Source organism: Pseudomonas sp. TAA207 (assembly GCF_001529285.1).
Classification (GTDB): Bacteria; Pseudomonadota; Gammaproteobacteria; order Pseudomonadales; family Pseudomonadaceae; genus Aquipseudomonas; species Aquipseudomonas weihenstephanensis.
Genome location: NZ_LLWJ01000067.1, coordinates 49,394 through 66,161 on the forward strand (window position 1 = coordinate 49,394; position 16,768 = coordinate 66,161).

At 50.0% G+C, this 16,768-nt stretch carries 16 protein-coding genes; 11 read left to right on the forward strand and 5 right to left on the reverse strand.

Going from position 1 to position 16,768, the window contains the following annotated elements; translation table 11 throughout:
* Window positions 1–42: 42 nt before the first annotated feature.
* The 3 genes from AP059_RS13575 to AP059_RS13585 form a co-directional block, all read right to left on the reverse strand.
* Window positions 43–540, reverse strand: a complete 498-nt coding sequence (locus AP059_RS13575) for a hypothetical protein (protein WP_059763688.1) — start codon at window positions 538–540, stop codon at window positions 43–45.
* Window positions 540–845 (reverse strand): hypothetical protein, encoded by a 306-nt coding sequence (locus AP059_RS13580; protein WP_059763690.1) that lies wholly within the window; start codon window positions 843–845, stop codon window positions 540–542. The genes AP059_RS13575 and AP059_RS13580 overlap by 1 nt, the downstream gene beginning before the upstream one ends.
* Before the next feature lie 330 nt (window positions 846–1,175).
* Entirely contained in the window at window positions 1,176–1,688 is a 513-nt protein-coding gene (locus AP059_RS13585; protein ID WP_082706806.1) for a helix-turn-helix domain-containing protein, read from the reverse strand.
* Window positions 1,689–1,842: 154 nt separating this feature from the next.
* Here AP059_RS13585 and AP059_RS13590 point away from each other — a divergent pair, with 154 nt between their 5' ends.
* From AP059_RS13590 to AP059_RS13610, 6 genes are all read left to right on the forward strand, one after another.
* Window positions 1,843–2,250 carry a DUF6957 family protein gene (locus AP059_RS13590; protein ID WP_256209870.1) on the forward strand — a complete coding sequence of 136 codons (408 nt, stop codon included), beginning with the start codon at window positions 1,843–1,845 and terminating at the stop codon, window positions 2,248–2,250.
* 42 nt (window positions 2,251–2,292) lie between these two features.
* Window positions 2,293–2,715, forward strand: coding sequence for a hypothetical protein (locus AP059_RS13595; RefSeq protein WP_059763693.1), 423 nt, complete (start codon window positions 2,293–2,295; stop codon window positions 2,713–2,715).
* Between the two features lie 106 nt (window positions 2,716–2,821).
* The gene (locus tag AP059_RS13600) at window positions 2,822–3,550 is read left to right on the forward strand and encodes a metallophosphoesterase family protein (protein ID WP_059763696.1); all 729 of its coding nucleotides are present in this window, start codon (window positions 2,822–2,824) and stop codon (window positions 3,548–3,550) included.
* A gap of 110 nt (window positions 3,551–3,660) precedes the next feature.
* Window positions 3,661–3,942: a DUF6957 family protein gene (locus tag AP059_RS13605; protein ID WP_256209872.1), complete on the forward strand. Its 282-nt coding sequence runs from the start codon at window positions 3,661–3,663 to the stop codon at window positions 3,940–3,942.
* A complete protein-coding gene (locus tag AP059_RS23065; RefSeq protein WP_371260633.1) occupies window positions 3,890–4,063 on the forward strand; it encodes a DUF6957 family protein in 174 nt (57 codons plus the stop codon). The genes AP059_RS13605 and AP059_RS23065 overlap by 53 nt, the downstream gene beginning before the upstream one ends.
* Window positions 4,064–4,112: 49 nt before the next feature.
* Complete coding sequence (locus tag AP059_RS13610) at window positions 4,113–4,469, forward strand: hypothetical protein (protein WP_059763698.1); 357 nt, start codon at window positions 4,113–4,115, stop codon at window positions 4,467–4,469.
* A 180-nt stretch (window positions 4,470–4,649) separates the two neighbouring features.
* Here the strand turns inward: AP059_RS13610 and AP059_RS13615 are convergent, their stop codons facing one another.
* Together AP059_RS13615 and AP059_RS13620 are read right to left on the reverse strand one after the other, a co-directional pair.
* Window positions 4,650–5,615 (reverse strand): restriction endonuclease, encoded by a 966-nt coding sequence (locus AP059_RS13615; protein WP_059763701.1) that lies wholly within the window; start codon window positions 5,613–5,615, stop codon window positions 4,650–4,652.
* Between the two features lie 262 nt (window positions 5,616–5,877).
* Window positions 5,878–6,630 carry a DUF2059 domain-containing protein gene (locus AP059_RS13620; protein WP_059763703.1) on the reverse strand — a complete coding sequence of 251 codons (753 nt, stop codon included), beginning with the start codon at window positions 6,628–6,630 and terminating at the stop codon, window positions 5,878–5,880.
* Window positions 6,631–6,925: 295 nt separating this feature from the next.
* On the opposite strand from AP059_RS13620, the gene mads1 reads away from it, so the two are divergent.
* The 5 genes from mads1 (at window position 6,926) to AP059_RS13650 (ending at window position 16,551) form a co-directional block, all read left to right on the forward strand.
* Window positions 6,926–7,123 (forward strand): methylation-associated defense system helix-turn-helix domain-containing protein MAD1, encoded by a 198-nt coding sequence (gene mads1 / locus AP059_RS13625; RefSeq protein ID WP_441295895.1) that lies wholly within the window; start codon window positions 6,926–6,928, stop codon window positions 7,121–7,123.
* The gene (locus AP059_RS13630) at window positions 7,120–10,029 is read left to right on the forward strand and encodes an SNF2-related protein (protein ID WP_059763709.1); all 2,910 of its coding nucleotides are present in this window, start codon (window positions 7,120–7,122) and stop codon (window positions 10,027–10,029) included. Before mads1 ends, AP059_RS13630 begins: the two co-directional genes overlap by 4 nt.
* Complete coding sequence (locus AP059_RS13635) at window positions 10,029–11,783, forward strand: AIPR family protein (protein WP_059763711.1); 1,755 nt, start codon at window positions 10,029–10,031, stop codon at window positions 11,781–11,783. Before AP059_RS13630 ends, AP059_RS13635 begins: the two co-directional genes overlap by 1 nt.
* A 10-nt stretch (window positions 11,784–11,793) precedes the next feature.
* Window positions 11,794–13,497, forward strand: a complete 1,704-nt coding sequence (locus tag AP059_RS13640) for a site-specific DNA-methyltransferase (RefSeq protein WP_059763713.1) — start codon at window positions 11,794–11,796, stop codon at window positions 13,495–13,497.
* Window positions 13,498–13,773: 276 nt separating this feature from the next.
* Complete coding sequence (locus tag AP059_RS13650; RefSeq protein WP_059763717.1) at window positions 13,774–16,551, forward strand: DEAD/DEAH box helicase; 2,778 nt, start codon at window positions 13,774–13,776, stop codon at window positions 16,549–16,551.
* The last annotated feature ends 217 nt before the right edge of the window (window positions 16,552–16,768 follow it).

The following is a 16,768-nucleotide window of genomic DNA, read 5'->3' on the forward strand; positions in this document are numbered from 1 at the left end:
GCTGTCTAGGCCTGCACCCTGGGCTACAAATTTTATCCATCGTTATTCAAGATTTTCCCATTCAGAATAGACATTTAGTATTGGCTTATATGAAGATGTTAATGGGTTGAAGTATTCTTTGAGGGTTTCATTTTCGATAAGTTTTCGTATTTCGGTTTTGTAGGTTTTTTTGAACCTGATTTTGTCAACTTTTCCGTCGATATATTTTGAGCAGGCCGAGTCGTAATAATTTATAAGAGTCTGAGTTGCAGCGTTAAAGTTTTTTCTATATAGGCCGAGAATGGCAGCTTCTTCGCTTGTTAGGCTTTCCCCAGTCTCTTTCACCACATAGGGAACCATCACCATAGAGATTTCGTTAATGCCTGATTTTGCACCCTCGATTGACTGGCTTATTTCAAGTTCAACCATGCCATGCTGCAAGTTTAAGTTTTCTTGTGCAATCCGATTTGCTTGTTTGCTTGAGGATTTAGCGAAGTATGCTGAGCCAATGGCAATTATTAGGCTGATAAGAGAGATTATGTCGCTACTCTTTAAGTCCATTATTCTGCTCTCTTCTTCATAGCACTGATCACGTCGAGGATGTCACTGTTGTCTGACGCTGTGGTGCCTCGAATCGAATCGTAGGTTCCATAGTTGTGGCGCTCTTCCAGGCTAGGCGTCTGCCTTATAAGATGCTCAAGCTCTTCAAGAATTTCAACTTTGGTGCTTCGATCTATGGGCTTTTTACTGGCCGTATAGATCAGGTTATTAAGGTCTGTATATATTTTTTGTAATTCAAGCTTCGGATTGTTAGCCTTTAATAATCTGTTGAAATACTCTAAAGCTCTTTCTTTGGAAGTCGCCATGCTATCTCTCCTTGCTGAGTTTTGGGTGGGCCGTGTTCGAGCGGGTTGGAAGCAACGAAATTTACCCGATGCCTAAACAAACTGAACGGCTAGTTAAGCAGTTGATATACCATAAAAACATGGCAAAATGCCAGCGCGCACGTGGGGCCACTCATGTCAGCCGTACGGAGTGAGCAACCATCCCGATATATCGGATGCGATCTGCAAACGACATGGGGTTTATGCCCAAGCTGATGGCCCCGATGGATAAGCGTCTGTCGAAGTCACCTTGCGTAAGTTAGGCAGGTAAAAAAGTACGGCATCAGGAGTTCTGTTTCATCAGTGAACAGATCAGTTCGGGTGTGTTGATCGGGGTGACGACTCGTCCCCTGCATCTGAGTGCCAAATCTTGTTGACGGTTGAGGCCGCCATGCCAAGCTCTGAGCACGTTTGTTTCTGAGTAAAACCTTTTGCTTTGTAGGCAAGCACCGCCTGAATCTTTTCAGCAGGCACGGGCCGCTTGCCCGCTTTACCCGTCCGCAAATCACCATCTTGAAATTCACTTGGCAGGTTGGCCATTACACCGAGCTTTTCCAGCTTCTGGATTTCATGGCTCAGGAATGAAAGGAAGTCAGCAGTGGATTGTTGCCTCTCGTAGCTAGAGGCCATAGCGAGTAGAGCTAAAACATCGACGTCAAGACGCTTGGCTATCCCTTCAAGAGTGTCAAGGGTTACGCTGGACTTTGCGTGCTCAAGGTTGTGTAGATGCCTCGCTTCTACTGCGGTAGCAAGCTGCTCTTGGGACAAGCCGCGTGCTTTCCTGGTCAATCGTAGGATCGCGGCTAGCGCTAATCGCAATGGCATGAGTACTTCCCACAAAGGAAAGGATAAGGCCACATTGATAAATTCCCATCTATGGAATATAGTTCTTCATTAGGAATTGCTGGTGCATCCTCGCTCCGATTAGGGTGCGAGATCCCGCGCAAACATATCACATGTATTGTCAGAGGTTTTTTGATTGGAATTCGAAGAAATCCAAGCAGCCAGCGAGCTCCTCTCCAGCAATGGAGAGCCGCGGTCTGGTTCTACGGAAAGCCAAGAAAACTTGATTCAGCTGGTACAGGGCCGCTTTCCAAACAAAGGCTTTTGCATCGTCCAGCAGTGGACGATCGTGCGCGCAATAGCGAGCGATGCGGATCTCACCAAAATCCACGTTCATGGCCATCTGCCGCTCTTTGTTTTTGCCGAAAAAGTCATCCTAGACAGCCGAGGACGCTTCGATTACGGAAATTGGGTGCGCAGCACCATGGCCATTTCATTCCAAGATGGCTTTCTCTTTGAAACCAAAAACACGGTGTACGTTTTGGCGGGAGACGGCGACGAAAAGTCAGCCAGTCTCGCTGCAATACTGTCTCTTTATCAATGATATCGGCTGCTACTGCGGTCTGTAGATCCACGGGAATGTGAAATGTTTAGAAGTCATGAGACCGCTGCCGAGGGCGCGCCTAATATTTTTGGGGATGGATATTCGAACTGGCGGATGTTTGAGCGCCACTTGGCTCATGCTTGGTATCACGTTGTCCTTGAAGAGCGATTGGAAGGCAGGGTGTGGACACGCACCATGATGATTAGTGACGTCGATATGCTCGAAGAAATACTTTCCCAACAAACCATCGATTTTGTCGTTACGGAAATTCAGGTCGTCACGCCTGGGTGGATGAACAAAGCCGGCAAATGGATTATGGAGGGGCTTTCGGGGCTGTTGGTCGGATATGACACTAGTGGTGCTCGTATTTGCCTTCATAACATTAGCGACGAAAAGGCTTATACGGATGCCCCAGGCTGTCTTGTTGACCCTCACTCTCTCAAAGAGCTTCGAGTGATTTTTTAATCCGAGTACGTAAATCTCAGCCTCTCCTAGCAAGGCGCGCCATGGTCGGAGGCCGCCCGCCGCAGCTGTATGCAATGTACAACTAAAACGAAAGTGGTCGTCTGCTATGAAAATTCAGATTTATTCAGATCTGCACCTCGGCTTCGCTCCATTCGAGCCCGCCCCAAGCGACGCAGACGTAGTCATTCTCGCTGGTGATATTGATATCAAATCGCGTGGAGTCTCGTGGGCAAATGACACATTCCAGTGCCCGGTGATTTACGTTTGCGGAAATCATGAGTACTACGGCGGCCACATTGATCACACGTTGCGAAAAATGAAAGAGGCGGCTGCTGCTCACGTGCACGTCCTCGAAAACGAAGTATTGATCATCAACCAAACTAGGTTTTTGGTCACGACTGCATGGACAGATTACTCGTCGACCGGAGATGTCGTTGCCGCGAAACGAGTCGCTTGGGACTGGATGAACGATTTCACCGTGATCAGAACCGATGAAAATTTCCGACGTTTGCGTCCAGATGACTTGATCGCTAAATCCAAGGCGGCGTACGCCTGGCTTACTGGGGAACTGGACAAGCCCTTCGCCGATAAGACTGTTGTCGTCACGCACCATGCCCCTACGTCGGAATACGTGAGTGAGGATTTTCCTGCCCACCTCATTGCAGCATACGCAAACAATTGGCCTGAACTTCTAGGGAAGGCCGATCTTTGGGTGTACGGACATACCCATATCGCTGCGGATTTCGTTAAAGGAGGATGCCGAGTTGTGTCAAATCCTCGCGGATATCCGACTGAAGACACCGGTTTCGATCAGGATTTTTTGCTCGAGATTTGATGAGCTGCGATTCGGCGATAAACCTCAGCAATCTGAGGTTTTCCCTACGTTCTGGCGCTGGTATGAATTCCATTTGTACGATCTAAACCTACATCGATCGAGAAATTCACATGGTTACGTTAGAAGAGATTTCCCAGCTCCTTTACGGCGCCGGCGAGGAGGTTGCTGGCTGGCGCGGCACCCAAAACGAGCTAATTGAATTCGCCGCAGACACCTTCCCAGGCAAAGCATTCTGTGTTGTGAAGCAGTGGATCCTGATCGATCTCACTGTGACACCTACTGAGAAAGACAAACTCAACCGGGCTGGGTCTACTTCCCGCGACGCTTTTCGCCCACGAAATTGTCCTCGACAGTCAAAATCGCTTCCAGCCTTCGATGTGGGTGTGCAGTAATTTCGGTATCTCTTCCAGCCCTTACATGTTTGAAACCAAAAAAACTGTCTATCTCCTGCTGGGGCCAGGACTGAGAAAAGAGGCGAGCATTGGTGCTGCTTTTTCGATGAAAGTAGGGTGAGCGATGCTCGCCGACAATTTATACAGAGTCGTTTTGGAGTTTGGATTGGATGCCTGAAGTAATTGAGCTGGAGTTCCACAGTAAGGATGTGAGCGACTTTCAAATGAGTCGCTTGGTGCGGGCTAGTCTTCGAAAATACAGCGTACCCATCATCGCCTTTATCAGTGATGCGACGATCATTGACGACACGTGCTTGGGGGTGTCATTCGGTCACTCTGAGCGGGACGATGCGCATCACAGAGCAGATGGTTCTATTCTTCGCACAGGTAAAATTCAGTTCGCGAGGAAAGAGGGGAGGTTTTGGCTGCTTGAAACTCAGGACGGCAATTACGTGATCGGCGGTTTTAAACGTGGTGGTGGACGCATGAGTTTCCTTAAGTTTCTCTGCACCGGCGAACTCCTCTGATAGCCCCTGGGTGGTAGGGCCGTCCTCCGTTAGCTACGTCCCCAACTTAGATCGCGTATTCATGTTGAGTTGCTTCGTGTCCGGCCTGCCGCCACTGCCAACCAACGGCCCGAGGCAGAATTTAGTGAGGCCCTAAGGTTGATGCTTTCGTGATTAAGCTAAGCGTTATAAAGTCGGAAACTACTCTTCTCTACTCATTTTGATGGCGGCTGCATACATTTTTAAGGACGATGTTGCTGCGTGGTCACGAAGGCGAAGGTTGGGTTTGAAATCGCCATGTTTTAGCATTTCTATTTCCGCCACTAAAATCTTTTCATCAATAAAATTAAGATTCAAGTTGAGCCAGTTTACGAGTTGTTGAAAATTCGTTGCAGTTAAATCGCCCTGCTTCTCGGCTAGAAATGTTTCTAGGTTGATCGGGTATTCATTAGCCTCCGCTGCAAATATTGCATCTTGAGCTGTTTGCAGGAGCGTCATGCCTGAAAAGTTTACGGGGAAATCCCAAATCTCTCCCCTTAAACCATATTTTTTTCGAATGGATTTGCTATGCGACCAATAGCGCGTTTCAATCAGTTCCAGACGCTTTTTATAGGTTTTAATTATTTCGCTTTCGACAAGATGGCGAGTATCTGTTTTTAATTCTTCATAAGTCTTTAATTTTACATTCGTGTTTTCTGCGGCTTCGTATGCTCCGCTTTGAAAGCCTGCTTCTGAGATTATGAACGCCCTATCAACTCCGATATCTTCAGCTATGGTTCTAAGCGCTAAAACCTGAAGTTTGTTTACTCGGCTTTTCCATTGCTTGGCCTCAACAATCCAAACTAAGTCTTCGCCAAGATATTTCGTTTTTATCAAAACATCTACATCGTGAGAGGTTCTGACCCCTTGAACGGTAGCGTTTGTTTCAGCACTTGCTCCAATTGATCTAAAGTAAGAGCAGATGTCTTCTTGGAATTGATACCAGTTAGGTTTTACAGGCACTTCTTTAGTCCCATCTATAGGTTGTTTGGCATTCCAGTCATTTGTGGGAGCGGAGTATTCAGATAGCGCGCCCCTATCACCCAATTTCTGCGCATTTTCCGATGGTAACAGCTTCCATTCGTGCGTGATGGGGATGGATTGCTGCCTTGTCCCACTGGAGATCAAAACCGATCCTTAGATGCTGCGCGTGCAATACACATTCCGATTTCCAGCATAACGGGCGATGGTGGCTAAGTTTCGCGGGGATTTCGATATTTCAATGGCTTGGCCCGTACCTGATAGTGAGCGGCGTCCCATTCGCGGACTGCGTCAAGGGCGCATCTCTGGCTCAATGGGAACGCGTGTTGCTCGCAGAACATTCGACCTCCCAGGTCGCTAACGCGTTTCTGCAAAACGGGCTGCCTGCGAAACAGCATTCCTAAAAATCTTAGGGTGCTAGGCCCGGTGCACTTTGCCCTACAGCTAATGCAGCCCGAATCGCCGCCAACGCCGCTTGATAGTAAGCCTTCCCCTCTGCCGATTCGGCAAACGTGGCAAATTCTTCCAGCTCTTCATCCGACAGGTCGCGGTAGACATATAGCAGCGTGTTGTTGAGGTCGCTGCCGATCTGATCCATCAAACGCTGTCGCTGCCCGTTCAACATGCCTTGGGCCTGACCCGCGCCGAGGAGGCCGGGGATCATCGAGCTCAGGCTGTCAGCGGCGACGCCGGCAATCGCCAGGCTGATTTCGGCGCCAGCCTCGCGCGCCGGCAACGCTTGGGCCAGATGACCAATGATCAGCAGGCGGTTGTCGTTGGCCTGCATCTTCGGCAATCCCTTTGCGTTTTTCGCCAGTTGATCGTGACGGGTCGCGAGCAATTCGGCAGCGACGATTTTCTTGCCCAGCGGCGATTGGAAAAACGCCAGCGCAGGCTTCGGATCGGATAGGTTCTTGCGTAATTGTGCTTCAGCGCGCTGGTCGACAGCCTTGGAATCAAAACGTTGATTGCTGTTACTGACCAATGCCTGGAATACCGCCGGTGGCAGGGTGCTTTGGTAGCGTTGCTGAGCGGCGGAGAGGGCGTCGTTGAAATGCGCACGTTGTTCCGGCCAGCCGGCGACCTTGTACAACTGGTCGTGGCCGTCTGCCCAGGCGGGCAAAACGCAGAACATCAGCATTGAGAAAAACAAACGACGCATAGGGACTCCTGTCAGCAGGTCGCTATTCTCCGTGCACTGATGCTGATTTGTCGAGATATGCCTGCATTTCCTACACCGTCGATCCGCGCGCTATCGGACTATGAAGCGCGGAATGCTTTGTACCATCCGCAAGGCGTAAGTCGAACCAAGCATTCAATGCACCTCGATCTGGCGTCTAGGGGACACTTCTCCGAATTAGAACGCGCGGAGCATTTTTGTGCTGGGCTTGATGTCTCTTGCCAGTTAGCATTGGCCAGACTTGGCAAAAATTGACTGATGTTGGCTTACCTCAATGATGAGTTCAGAAAGTGAAATCCTTACGCTCGACGAGGTAGCTGACTACCTAAAAGCTGGGAAGCGTACGATCTATCGTCTTGCTCAAAAAGGCGAAATCCCTGCATTCAAATTTGGTGGGACATGGCGCTTTCGCCGACAGGAGCTGGATGTCTGGATAGCTCAGCGGATAAAGGACAATAAGGAAAAGAGTGAATGAATGCTTCTTCCCTGACGCATCAACAGAGCCAATACATAGCGTGGCAACTCTCCCGTAGAGCCGCCAGCGGAAGCGTTGAGTCACTGGCCGGCGCCTTGGTGGACTCACAGGTAGACCTAAATCCACATCAGGTGGAGGCGGCGCTCTTTGCCTGTCGGAATCCGTTGTCGCGCGGAGTAATTCTGGCGGATGAGGTGGGTCTAGGCAAAACCATTGAAGCTGGGTTGGTGATTTCTCAGCACTGGGCCGAACGACGTCGGCAAATGCTCATCATTACACCGGCCAACCTTCGCAAACAATGGCATCAGGAGCTGCAAGACAAGTTCAATCTCCAAGGTCTGATATTAGAAGCGAAGAGCTTCAATGCTTTGCGCAAACAAGGCGTAACGCAGCCTTTTCTATACGCGAATGGCCCGGTCATTTGTTCCTATCAGTTTGCAAAGAGCAAAGCTGATGAGCTTCGACGAATTCAGTGGGATCTGGTGGTGATGGATGAAGCTCACCGTCTGCGCAACGTGTACAAGCCTGATAATGTCATTGCTCGTACGATCCGCGACGCGCTTGAGCACGTTCATGCGAAGGTGCTGCTCACTGCTACGCCGTTGCAAAACTCGTTGTTAGAACTATACGGCTTGGTCAGCATGATTGATGACCGCGTATTCGGCGATCTCGACAGCTTCCGAGCGCAGTTCTCTTCGGTTCGTACGGAGCAGGCAGCCCGGAGTTTGCGGGAGCGCCTTGCGCCAATCTGCAAGCGCACTCTACGTCGGCAGGTACAGCAATACGTACCATACACTGCACGCATTGCCATACTTGAGGAGTTCACACCCAGCAAGGAAGAGAAAATGCTCTCCTCGCTGGTTGCCGACTACCTGCGCCGCCCCAACCTAAAAGCCTTACCGGAAGGTCAGCGCCAACTGATCTCCCTAGTTCTTTGGAAGCTTTTGGCTTCCTCAAGCCATGCCATCGCTGGTGCCTTGGAGACCATGGCCAATCGCCTTCAAGGAAAACTGGACGAAACGCCCGAGGCCACGGATCTGGTAGACACTTTGGATGAAGATTACGAGTCGTTGGATGAAACTGCCGAGGAATGGAGCAGTGACGGGTTACGTGATAGCTCCGGAGGCACTACTTCGAGTGAGCGAGCAGAACTTGTTGACGAAGTCGCTGAACTGCGGCGTTTCAAGGATTTGGCGACCAGCATTCGTCAGAACTCCAAGGGACAAGCATTACTGACCGCTTTGGATCGCGCCTTTGCTGAGCTAGAGCGCCTGGGCGCTGCGAAGAAAGCTCTAATCTTTACTGAATCTAAGCGAACCCAGGACTACCTGCTTTCTTTGTTATCTGAGACACCCTATGGGGATGGCATTGTGCTATTTAACGGCACAAACAGCGACGCACCTGCCCAAGTTATCTATAAAGATTGGCTTAAGCGACATGCCGACACTGATCGCATCTCCGGCTCCAAGACTGCGGACATCCGTGCTGCTCTGGTGGAGCATTTTAAAGAGCGTGGCAAAGTCATGATTGCCACTGAAGCAGGTGCAGAAGGTATCAACCTTCAATTCTGCTCGTTAGTGATCAATTATGACTTACCTTGGAATCCACAACGGATCGAACAGCGGATCGGTCGTTGTCACCGTTATGGACAGAAACATGACGTGGTTGTGGTCAACTTCGTTGATCGCAGCAACGAGGCAGATGCTAGGGTCTATGAGCTTTTGTCGCAGAAGTTCAAGCTGTTTGAAGGAGTCTTTGGGGCGAGTGATGAAGTACTGGGCGCTATAGGTTCTGGAGTAGATTTCGAACGACGCATCGCTGCGATCTACCAAAGCTGCCGCGAACCAGAGGAAATTCGTGCCAGCTTTAAGGCGCTTCAGAAAGAGCTAGCCAGTGAAATCGATGAGGCAATGGTCAAAACTCGCCAAATTCTTCTAGAAAATTTTGACGAGGAAGTGCAGGAAAAGCTACGTGTTCGTAATAATGACAGCATAACTGTTCTGAACAAGTACGAGCGTCTGCTTATGGATCTAAGCAGGACGGAATTGCACGCCCACGCTCGCTTTGATAATGAGACAGAGATTAACGAGTTTGTCCTACATAGCTTGCCTGAAGATCTAAACCCTACGGCTGTTGTCGAAGGGCACCCAGTATCGCTAGGTCGCTATGAGCTCCCTCGGCGTAGCGGCGATGCACATCTGTATCGTATAAGCCATCCATTAGCGGAATGGGCCATCGAGCGGGCTAAAGCTCGGAATCTACAAGCACCAAAGCGCTTGATTTTTGATTACGCTGCATACGGAAGCAGAATCAGTACTCTGGAAAAATGGCGAGGACATAGTGGCTGGCTTTCTGTCACATTATTAAATGTTGATGCCTTGGGAGATCAAGAGCAGCACCTTGTGGTTTCAGCCTGCTCCAACTCCGGCGAGCCGTTACCTGAAGATGATCCCGAAAAATTGCTGCGATTACCTGCTCAAGTAACGGACGTCGAAAATCTACATATATCATCCGAGCTGTCTGAGGATTTTCTGACAAGAAAAAGTAATCTTTTGCGTGAGATTAAACAGCGTAATCTTGGTTACTTTGATCAGGAAGTGCAGAAGTTGGATGCATGGGCGGACGATCTCAAACTTGGTTTGGAGCAGGACATTAAAGAGATTGATCGGGAGATTAAGGAAGTGCGTCGTACTGCTGCAACATCTCCAACGCTCGAAGAAAAGCTGTCGTGGCAGAAAAAACAGCGAGAGTTGGAGGGCAAGCGCAGTAAGCTTCGCAGGGAACTCTTCAATCGGCAGGATGAAGTCGAAGCCCAACGTAACGATCTTATTAGTCAGTTGGAGTTGCAACTCCAGCAGAAAGTAGAAGAGCGCACATTATTTACCATGGAATGGGAGTTGGTTTAATGGCAACGGTTCTCGCTCGACCACTCGAACTTGATCTGCTGTGTGAAAAACTGGATGAAGATTATTCGGCCCGCATCACTGGGACGGGGACATCTCCGGAATCTCTGCGCAGTAACTTTTTGTCAAAGGCCGTTGCGGCATTTGTCCTTCATGAGGGCGCGGGCGCTTCGCTTGATGATGCTGTGGCTGCCAGCATCGATGGCGGATTCGATCATGGTATTGATTCAGTTTTTGTTGCGTCAGATCAGACTATCTGGCTTGTTCAATCCAAGTACAAAGGCAGTGGGGTAGGGGAGCCAGAGCTTGGTGACGTTTCCAAGTTTCGGGATGGAGTCGCCGATCTGCTTCAAGGGCGCTGGACTCGTTTCAACAACGCCTTACGAAACCGTCAAACAGATATTACGAGGGCGTTAGACAGCGGAGTCTGCAGAGTAAAGGTTATTTTGGCCTACACTGGAACAGCTGTATCAGACGATCGGCGAGAAATTTTTTCAGATTTAGAACGTGCATTTAATGGAACAAATCCAGGCTTTCTCAAATGTCATGCCTATGGACTTATCACCCTGCATGATCTGCACTTGAATGGCGTTTCATCCCAGCCTATAGAGGCACAGGTTGAATTAAAGGATTATGGTCACTCAGATCGTCCCTATAAGGCCTTCTACGGTCGTATGGATGCAAAGCAACTTGCAGAACTTTGGGCCTCACATAAAGAACAACTTGTTGATCGGAATATTCGGCACTTTAAGGGCGCAACGTCTGTGAACGTAGGGTTGAGTGAGACGCTTCGACATGAAGCAGAGCACTTCTTTTACTTCAATAATGGCGTTACCTTCCTTTGCCACACAATAAATGAAATACACCCGTTCGACCCAAATCGACACATTGGTAGCTTTCGTGTTCGAGGATTATCGATTATCAACGGCGCACAGACAGTTGGTGCGATAGCTAGAGAACCATTGGCTCATTACGATGATCATCCCACGTCAGTTATGGCAACGTTTATTTGTTTGGAAAACGCGCCTGATGGCTTCGGTGAACGCGTCACTCAGTCACGTAACAGACAGAATGCCGTTGATTTAGAAGATTTCGCGGCACTCGATGATAGGCAGGCGATGTGGCAGCATACTTTGAAAATGGCCGAGATAACTTATTTGGTCAAGCAGGGTGTGGACGACCCTTCCCTTTCGGCAACATGCTTCAGCGTGCGTGAGCTCGCACCATTCCTAGCGTGCACTGTAACTACAAGTGACTGGCAAGATTATGTGGTGGCTGCTAAGTCTGACAGAAAGAAGTTATTTGGGCGGGAGGGTTTAGTTCCAGTTACAGACCCTCTGCGAAACGCCTACGAGAAATTATTTCCTGATTCGCTAACAGCACGAAAAATGTGGCGAATTGCCCAGATTGGTCGGTCGGTTATTGAGAAAGTACGAGCTCGGGCCAGCGCTGAAAGTGATCCTAGGGATCTACCAGCGGGCACGCTTCGGGCGAGAGAAATTCTTACTCACGGTAGCTGGATTATTTTGCATGTCATTTTTATCCGGCATCAGTTACCGAATGGGCCGACTTTAGAATTGACTGATGTTGAACTAACAGAAGTTTCTCGTGATATCGATCTGATTTCAGAGCACCTGATTAATGTTATTCAATCAGGTCAATGGAATAAGCAGGCGCGCAGTGTGTTCGAGAACAAAACTGATTGCATTGAGGTGAAGCGTCGACTGATGGCCTCCCTCGCACAGCAACGAAATTAGGAACAATGCAATGAGCAAGAACAAACTCGAACTTACATGGGTGGGTAAGGAGAAACGACCAAAACTGGAGCCGCGCATACTCTTGGCGGATACGGAAAAGTCGTATCACGCTGACTCGCGTGTGAGCGAACAAGATATATTTGATAATCGGTTGATTTTCGGGGACAACCTCTTGGCGCTGAAAGCGCTAGAGCAAGAATTTACCGGTAAAGTAAAGTGTATTTTTATTGACCCGCCATACAATACCGGTAGCGCGTTTGCTCAATATGACGATGGGCTTGAGCATTCAATCTGGTTGGGGTTGATGCGGGATCGCTTGGAAATCATCAAAAAATTGCTATCGGAAGATGGCTCGTTGTGGATCACAATCGACGATAACGAGGCTCATTACCTGAAAATTGTTTGTGATGAGATTTTTGGTCGTGCTAACTATTTAACTAGTATGGTATGGGAGAAAGACAAAGGGCGACGCAGCGACACTACATTTTCGGTATCGCACGATTATGTGCTCGTATATGCGCGTGACAGTAACCGTTGGGCAAAGGTGCGAAATCTTCTTGAGAGAACATCTGATCAAGAAAAACGTTACAAGAACATTGATGATGATCCTAGAGGGCCTTGGTTGCAGGGGGACAACGGAACAGCAAAAAGCGCAAGCGAGGGATCTAGATTCGAAGTCACTCTTCCGTCGGGACGTATTGTAACGCCGCCTCCGGGGCGGGGCTGGGCTTTTTCACGTGAGACGCTGGCCATTGCTCGAAGTGAGGGACGTGCTTACTTCGGCGCAAAAGGCGATGGCATGCCGATTATTAAGCGATATCTCTCGGATGTTCAGGGTGGTGTGGTACCTAGAACCTGGTGGTCTGCCGATGATGTTGGCCACAATCAAGAGGCGAAGAGAGACCACTTGAATAAGTTGCTTTCGGGAGTGGAGCCCTTTGCGACTCCAAAACCGGAGAGGCTTCTGCAGCATATCTTACACATCGCAACTAACCCAGGTGACCTTGTACTCGACTCCTTCGCCGGCTCCGGTACTACCGGCGCAGTCGCACACAAGATGGGCAGACGCTGGATCATGGTTGAGCTAGGTGAACACTGCCATACGCATATCGTCCCGCGCCTGAAGAAGGTAATCGATGGTGAAGACATCGGTGGTATCACGGAGGCAGTTGATTGGAAGGGGGGGGGAGGGTTTCGCTATTATCGCCTTGCACCCAGCCTGATCGTAGAAGATCGCTGGGGTAACCCGGTAATCAACCCCGATTATGACGCGGCCCAACTTGCGGAGGCCCTGTGCAAGCTCGAGGGCTTCATATACGCCCCATCGGAAGCACATTGGTGGCAGCATGGCCGTTCCAGCGAGCGCGATTTCATATGCGTAACTACGCAGAGTCTTTCCGCTGATCAATTGCAGGTTCTGTCGGACGAGGTGGGCGCCGAGCAAAGTTTGTTGGTGTGCTGTTCAGCCTTTCACGGCATCACAGGAAGTGCAGCCGCTTCGCGCTGGCCGAATCTGACACTCAAAAGAATTCCAAAGATGGTTTTAGCTCGTTGTGAGTGGGGCCATGACGACTACAGCCTGAATGTTGCCAATTTGCCTTTGGCTGAGCCGGTTCCAGTTCAACATTCGTCCCCTGCGCGAGGACGCAAAGGGGTGCTCGACACGGTTACCGACGATTTGTTCGGTAGTGCATCGATGGATGAAGTGCCATGATCCGGGGCCACTCCCAGTTCGAACTGAGCACGAACCTCCCGGCGCCCATCCATCTACGATTGCAAAATGAAATTATGAGGATGGCGCAGAGGCAACTCTGCGATTTTTTAAGCATAAAGGATTGGGGCTTCCTGGTGCATGCGGCAAGGGTTTCGGGCGAAGTTCAAGGAAGGGCACTCACATGCATTTTAACTTCGTAGCCAAGATCGCTCAGCCGGTGACGTGGATTGAAACTAGCAGGAAGCGGCCTGCACATTCGAAAAAAGGAAAAGACTTATGAATGCGCGCGTTCAGAATCATGTCACTGGCCGCCTTTCGTTGCGACCGCCGCAGGCAGAGTCCCTAGCGCGGTTGGTGACTGCGATTAATGCTGCTCCGGAAATACTGGATAAGGACAGCGCTCGCGAAGTGGGGGTCGCTGCCATTCTCTCGACGCTTAAGGCCGAGTTTGAAACGCTTGAAGATTTCGAGCGCGATTTCCCATCCCTATGCTTCGCACTCGCTACTGGCGTAGGTAAGACCAGGTTGATGGGTGCGTTTATTGCGTACTTACACTTGGCACATGGCATCAGCAATTTCTTCGTGCTGGCTCCGAACCTGACTATCTATAACAAGCTGATCACCGACTTTACGCCGAACACATCCAAGTACGTGTTCAAGGGAATTGGCGAATTTGCCATCAATGCACCAAGGGTCATCACCGGGGACAACTACGATCAGCAGAACGTCGCTGCTGGGGAACTGTTTGGTGAGGTGCGCATTAATATTTTCAACATTTCGAAGATCAATTCAGAAGTGCGTGGTGGTAAGGAGCCACGTATCAAACGTATGCGTGAGGTACTAGGAGAGAGCTACTTCAACCACTTGGCTAACCTTCCCGATCTGGTACTGCTGATGGATGAATCGCACCGCTACCGAGCTCAGTCAGGCATGCGTGCTATCAATGAACTGAATCCATTGTTTGGTCTAGAGGTCACCGCGACACCATTCGTAGAAACTCCCAAGGGGCCGGTGCCCTTCAAAAATGTTGTGATGGACTACCCTTTGGCTCGTGCGATGGCCGATGGTTTCGTCAAAGAGCCGGCGGTGGTCACGCAGCGTAACTTCAAGGCCAGCAACCACAGTGTTGAAGAGATCGAGAAGATTAAGCTGGAAGACGGGGTGCGTCTTCACGAGGCCACTAAGGTGGAATTGTTGACCTATGCCCGAGAAAGCGGCGCGAAAATGGTCAAACCCTTTATCCTTGTGATCGCCCGCGACACCACGCATGCAGGGCAGTTGAAGATACTGATCGAATCGGCAGCGTTCTTTGAGGCCCGTTATCAGGGCAAGGTGATCCAAGTCGACTCCAGCCGTACCGGAGTTGAAGAGGAAAAGATGATCGAAGCGCTGCTGAATGTGGAAAGCCCGGATGAGCCAACCGAGATCGTCATCCACGTCAACATGCTCAAGGAAGGTTGGGACGTCACTAACCTTTATACCATCGTGCCCTTGCGCGCGGCCAATGCACGTACGCTGATCGAACAGTCCATTGGACGTGGTTTGCGCCTACCCTATGGCAAGCGCACTGGGGTGGCAGCGGTTGATCGATTGAACATCGTAGCCCACGATAAATTCCAAGAAATTATCGACGACGCTAATCGCGGTGATTCGCCAATTCGCCTCAAGCAGTTAATTCTAGAGGCTCCGGGCAATGAAGAGCGACGAATAAGTGTTCAGGTAGTGCCCAATATCTTGGCGCGATTAGGCCTTCAAGATGAGCACACACGGAACATACCAGCGGCGTTGGTTGATGTAGATGCTGGAGTTGAGGTCGGCGGCGCGCAGGCCGCAGAACAGATTGCCCCAGCCTTCAACACCGAGGCCGAGCTCAAGGCTGCACAGACCGTTCGCGAGGTTATCGCTACTTACGAGTTGAAGCGCGAGCTAGCACCAACGAGCGCAGCATTGCTAACACCAGAAATGCAGCAGACCATCCTGGCTGAAGTTGAGTACCGCCTGAAGCCGCTGCAAGGGCAATTGCTTCAGGGTATAGATGATCAGTCTCCAGAACTCGATCTAACTGCGATAGTGGCAAAAACCACCGAAATATTGGTGCAGCAAAGTATCGATATTCCGCGTATTTCAGTCGTACCAACGGGTGAGATCACTACAGGGTTTAATCCGTTTCGTCTGGGTGAGCTGCCTAATTTCCAGCCAGGTCAACGCGAGATCGTAGGCCAGACACTACGCACTAACGAGCAGTTCACTCTGAGTCGCGAAAGTGGTCTGCGGGAGAAACGGTTCGAGGATTACATCGTCAAGCGGTTGATTGACTTCGATGATATCGATTATTTTACACAGGCCGATTTGCTTTATGACCTTGCCGGCCAAGCAGTCGAACACTATCGGCAGCAGAGCTATTCAGAAAGTGAGTTGCATGAGATCTTCGATGCCTATGGCAAGGAGCTCGCGCGCCTGATCCGCGCCCAGATGATGGAGCACTTTTGGGAGCGGGCTGGGGGTTATGAAGTCCATGTTAGCCGTGGTTTTACCGAGCTAAAACCTTGTAACTACACCGCTGCAGTAGGTCAAACAGCTCATAATGTACGTGAGACGGTGACGGAGCTAAGTCGCATAAAGCAGATGTTGTTCGGCGGTTTCAGTCGCTGCCTCTACCCTTTACAGAAGTTTGATTCAGATACTGAACGACGTTTTTCGCTACTACTAGAGCGAGATGCTCTGAAATGGTTCAAGCCAGCCAAAGGGCAGTTTCAGATTTACTACAAACTGGGCATAGAACAGCCGGAGTACATTCCTGACTTCGTGGCTGAACTGATAGACAAGATTTTAGTGGTCGAGACCAAAGCTCGTGTGGATCTGACGTCTGCAGAAGTCTTGGCAAAGAGTGCGGCTGCCTCTCGCTGGTGTCGACATGCCAGTGAGCATGCTGAGGGCATAGGGGGCAAGCCTTGGCATTACTTGCTGGTTCCGCACGACGATGTGAGCGAAGACAAGCGACTGTCCGATTATTTACAGTTTGAGGTGAAAGATAACGGGCAGAGCTTAAGTTAATAGTTACCCTTACTGCACCTATCGGAAGCCGTAGCTTCAGAGGCAGCTTTGGCTACTCTTGGGTAGAGTGCAGCAACATAATAAAATTGTTCATAGGTGTGGATCACTGGAGCAGTTCCAGAACCGCGCGACGGCCTATGGGTGTATCCTGCATAAGAAAGCTAAAAAACCACCTCGTTCGGTGGTTTTTTTAGCCCCTAGAAATCTGGAGGGCATC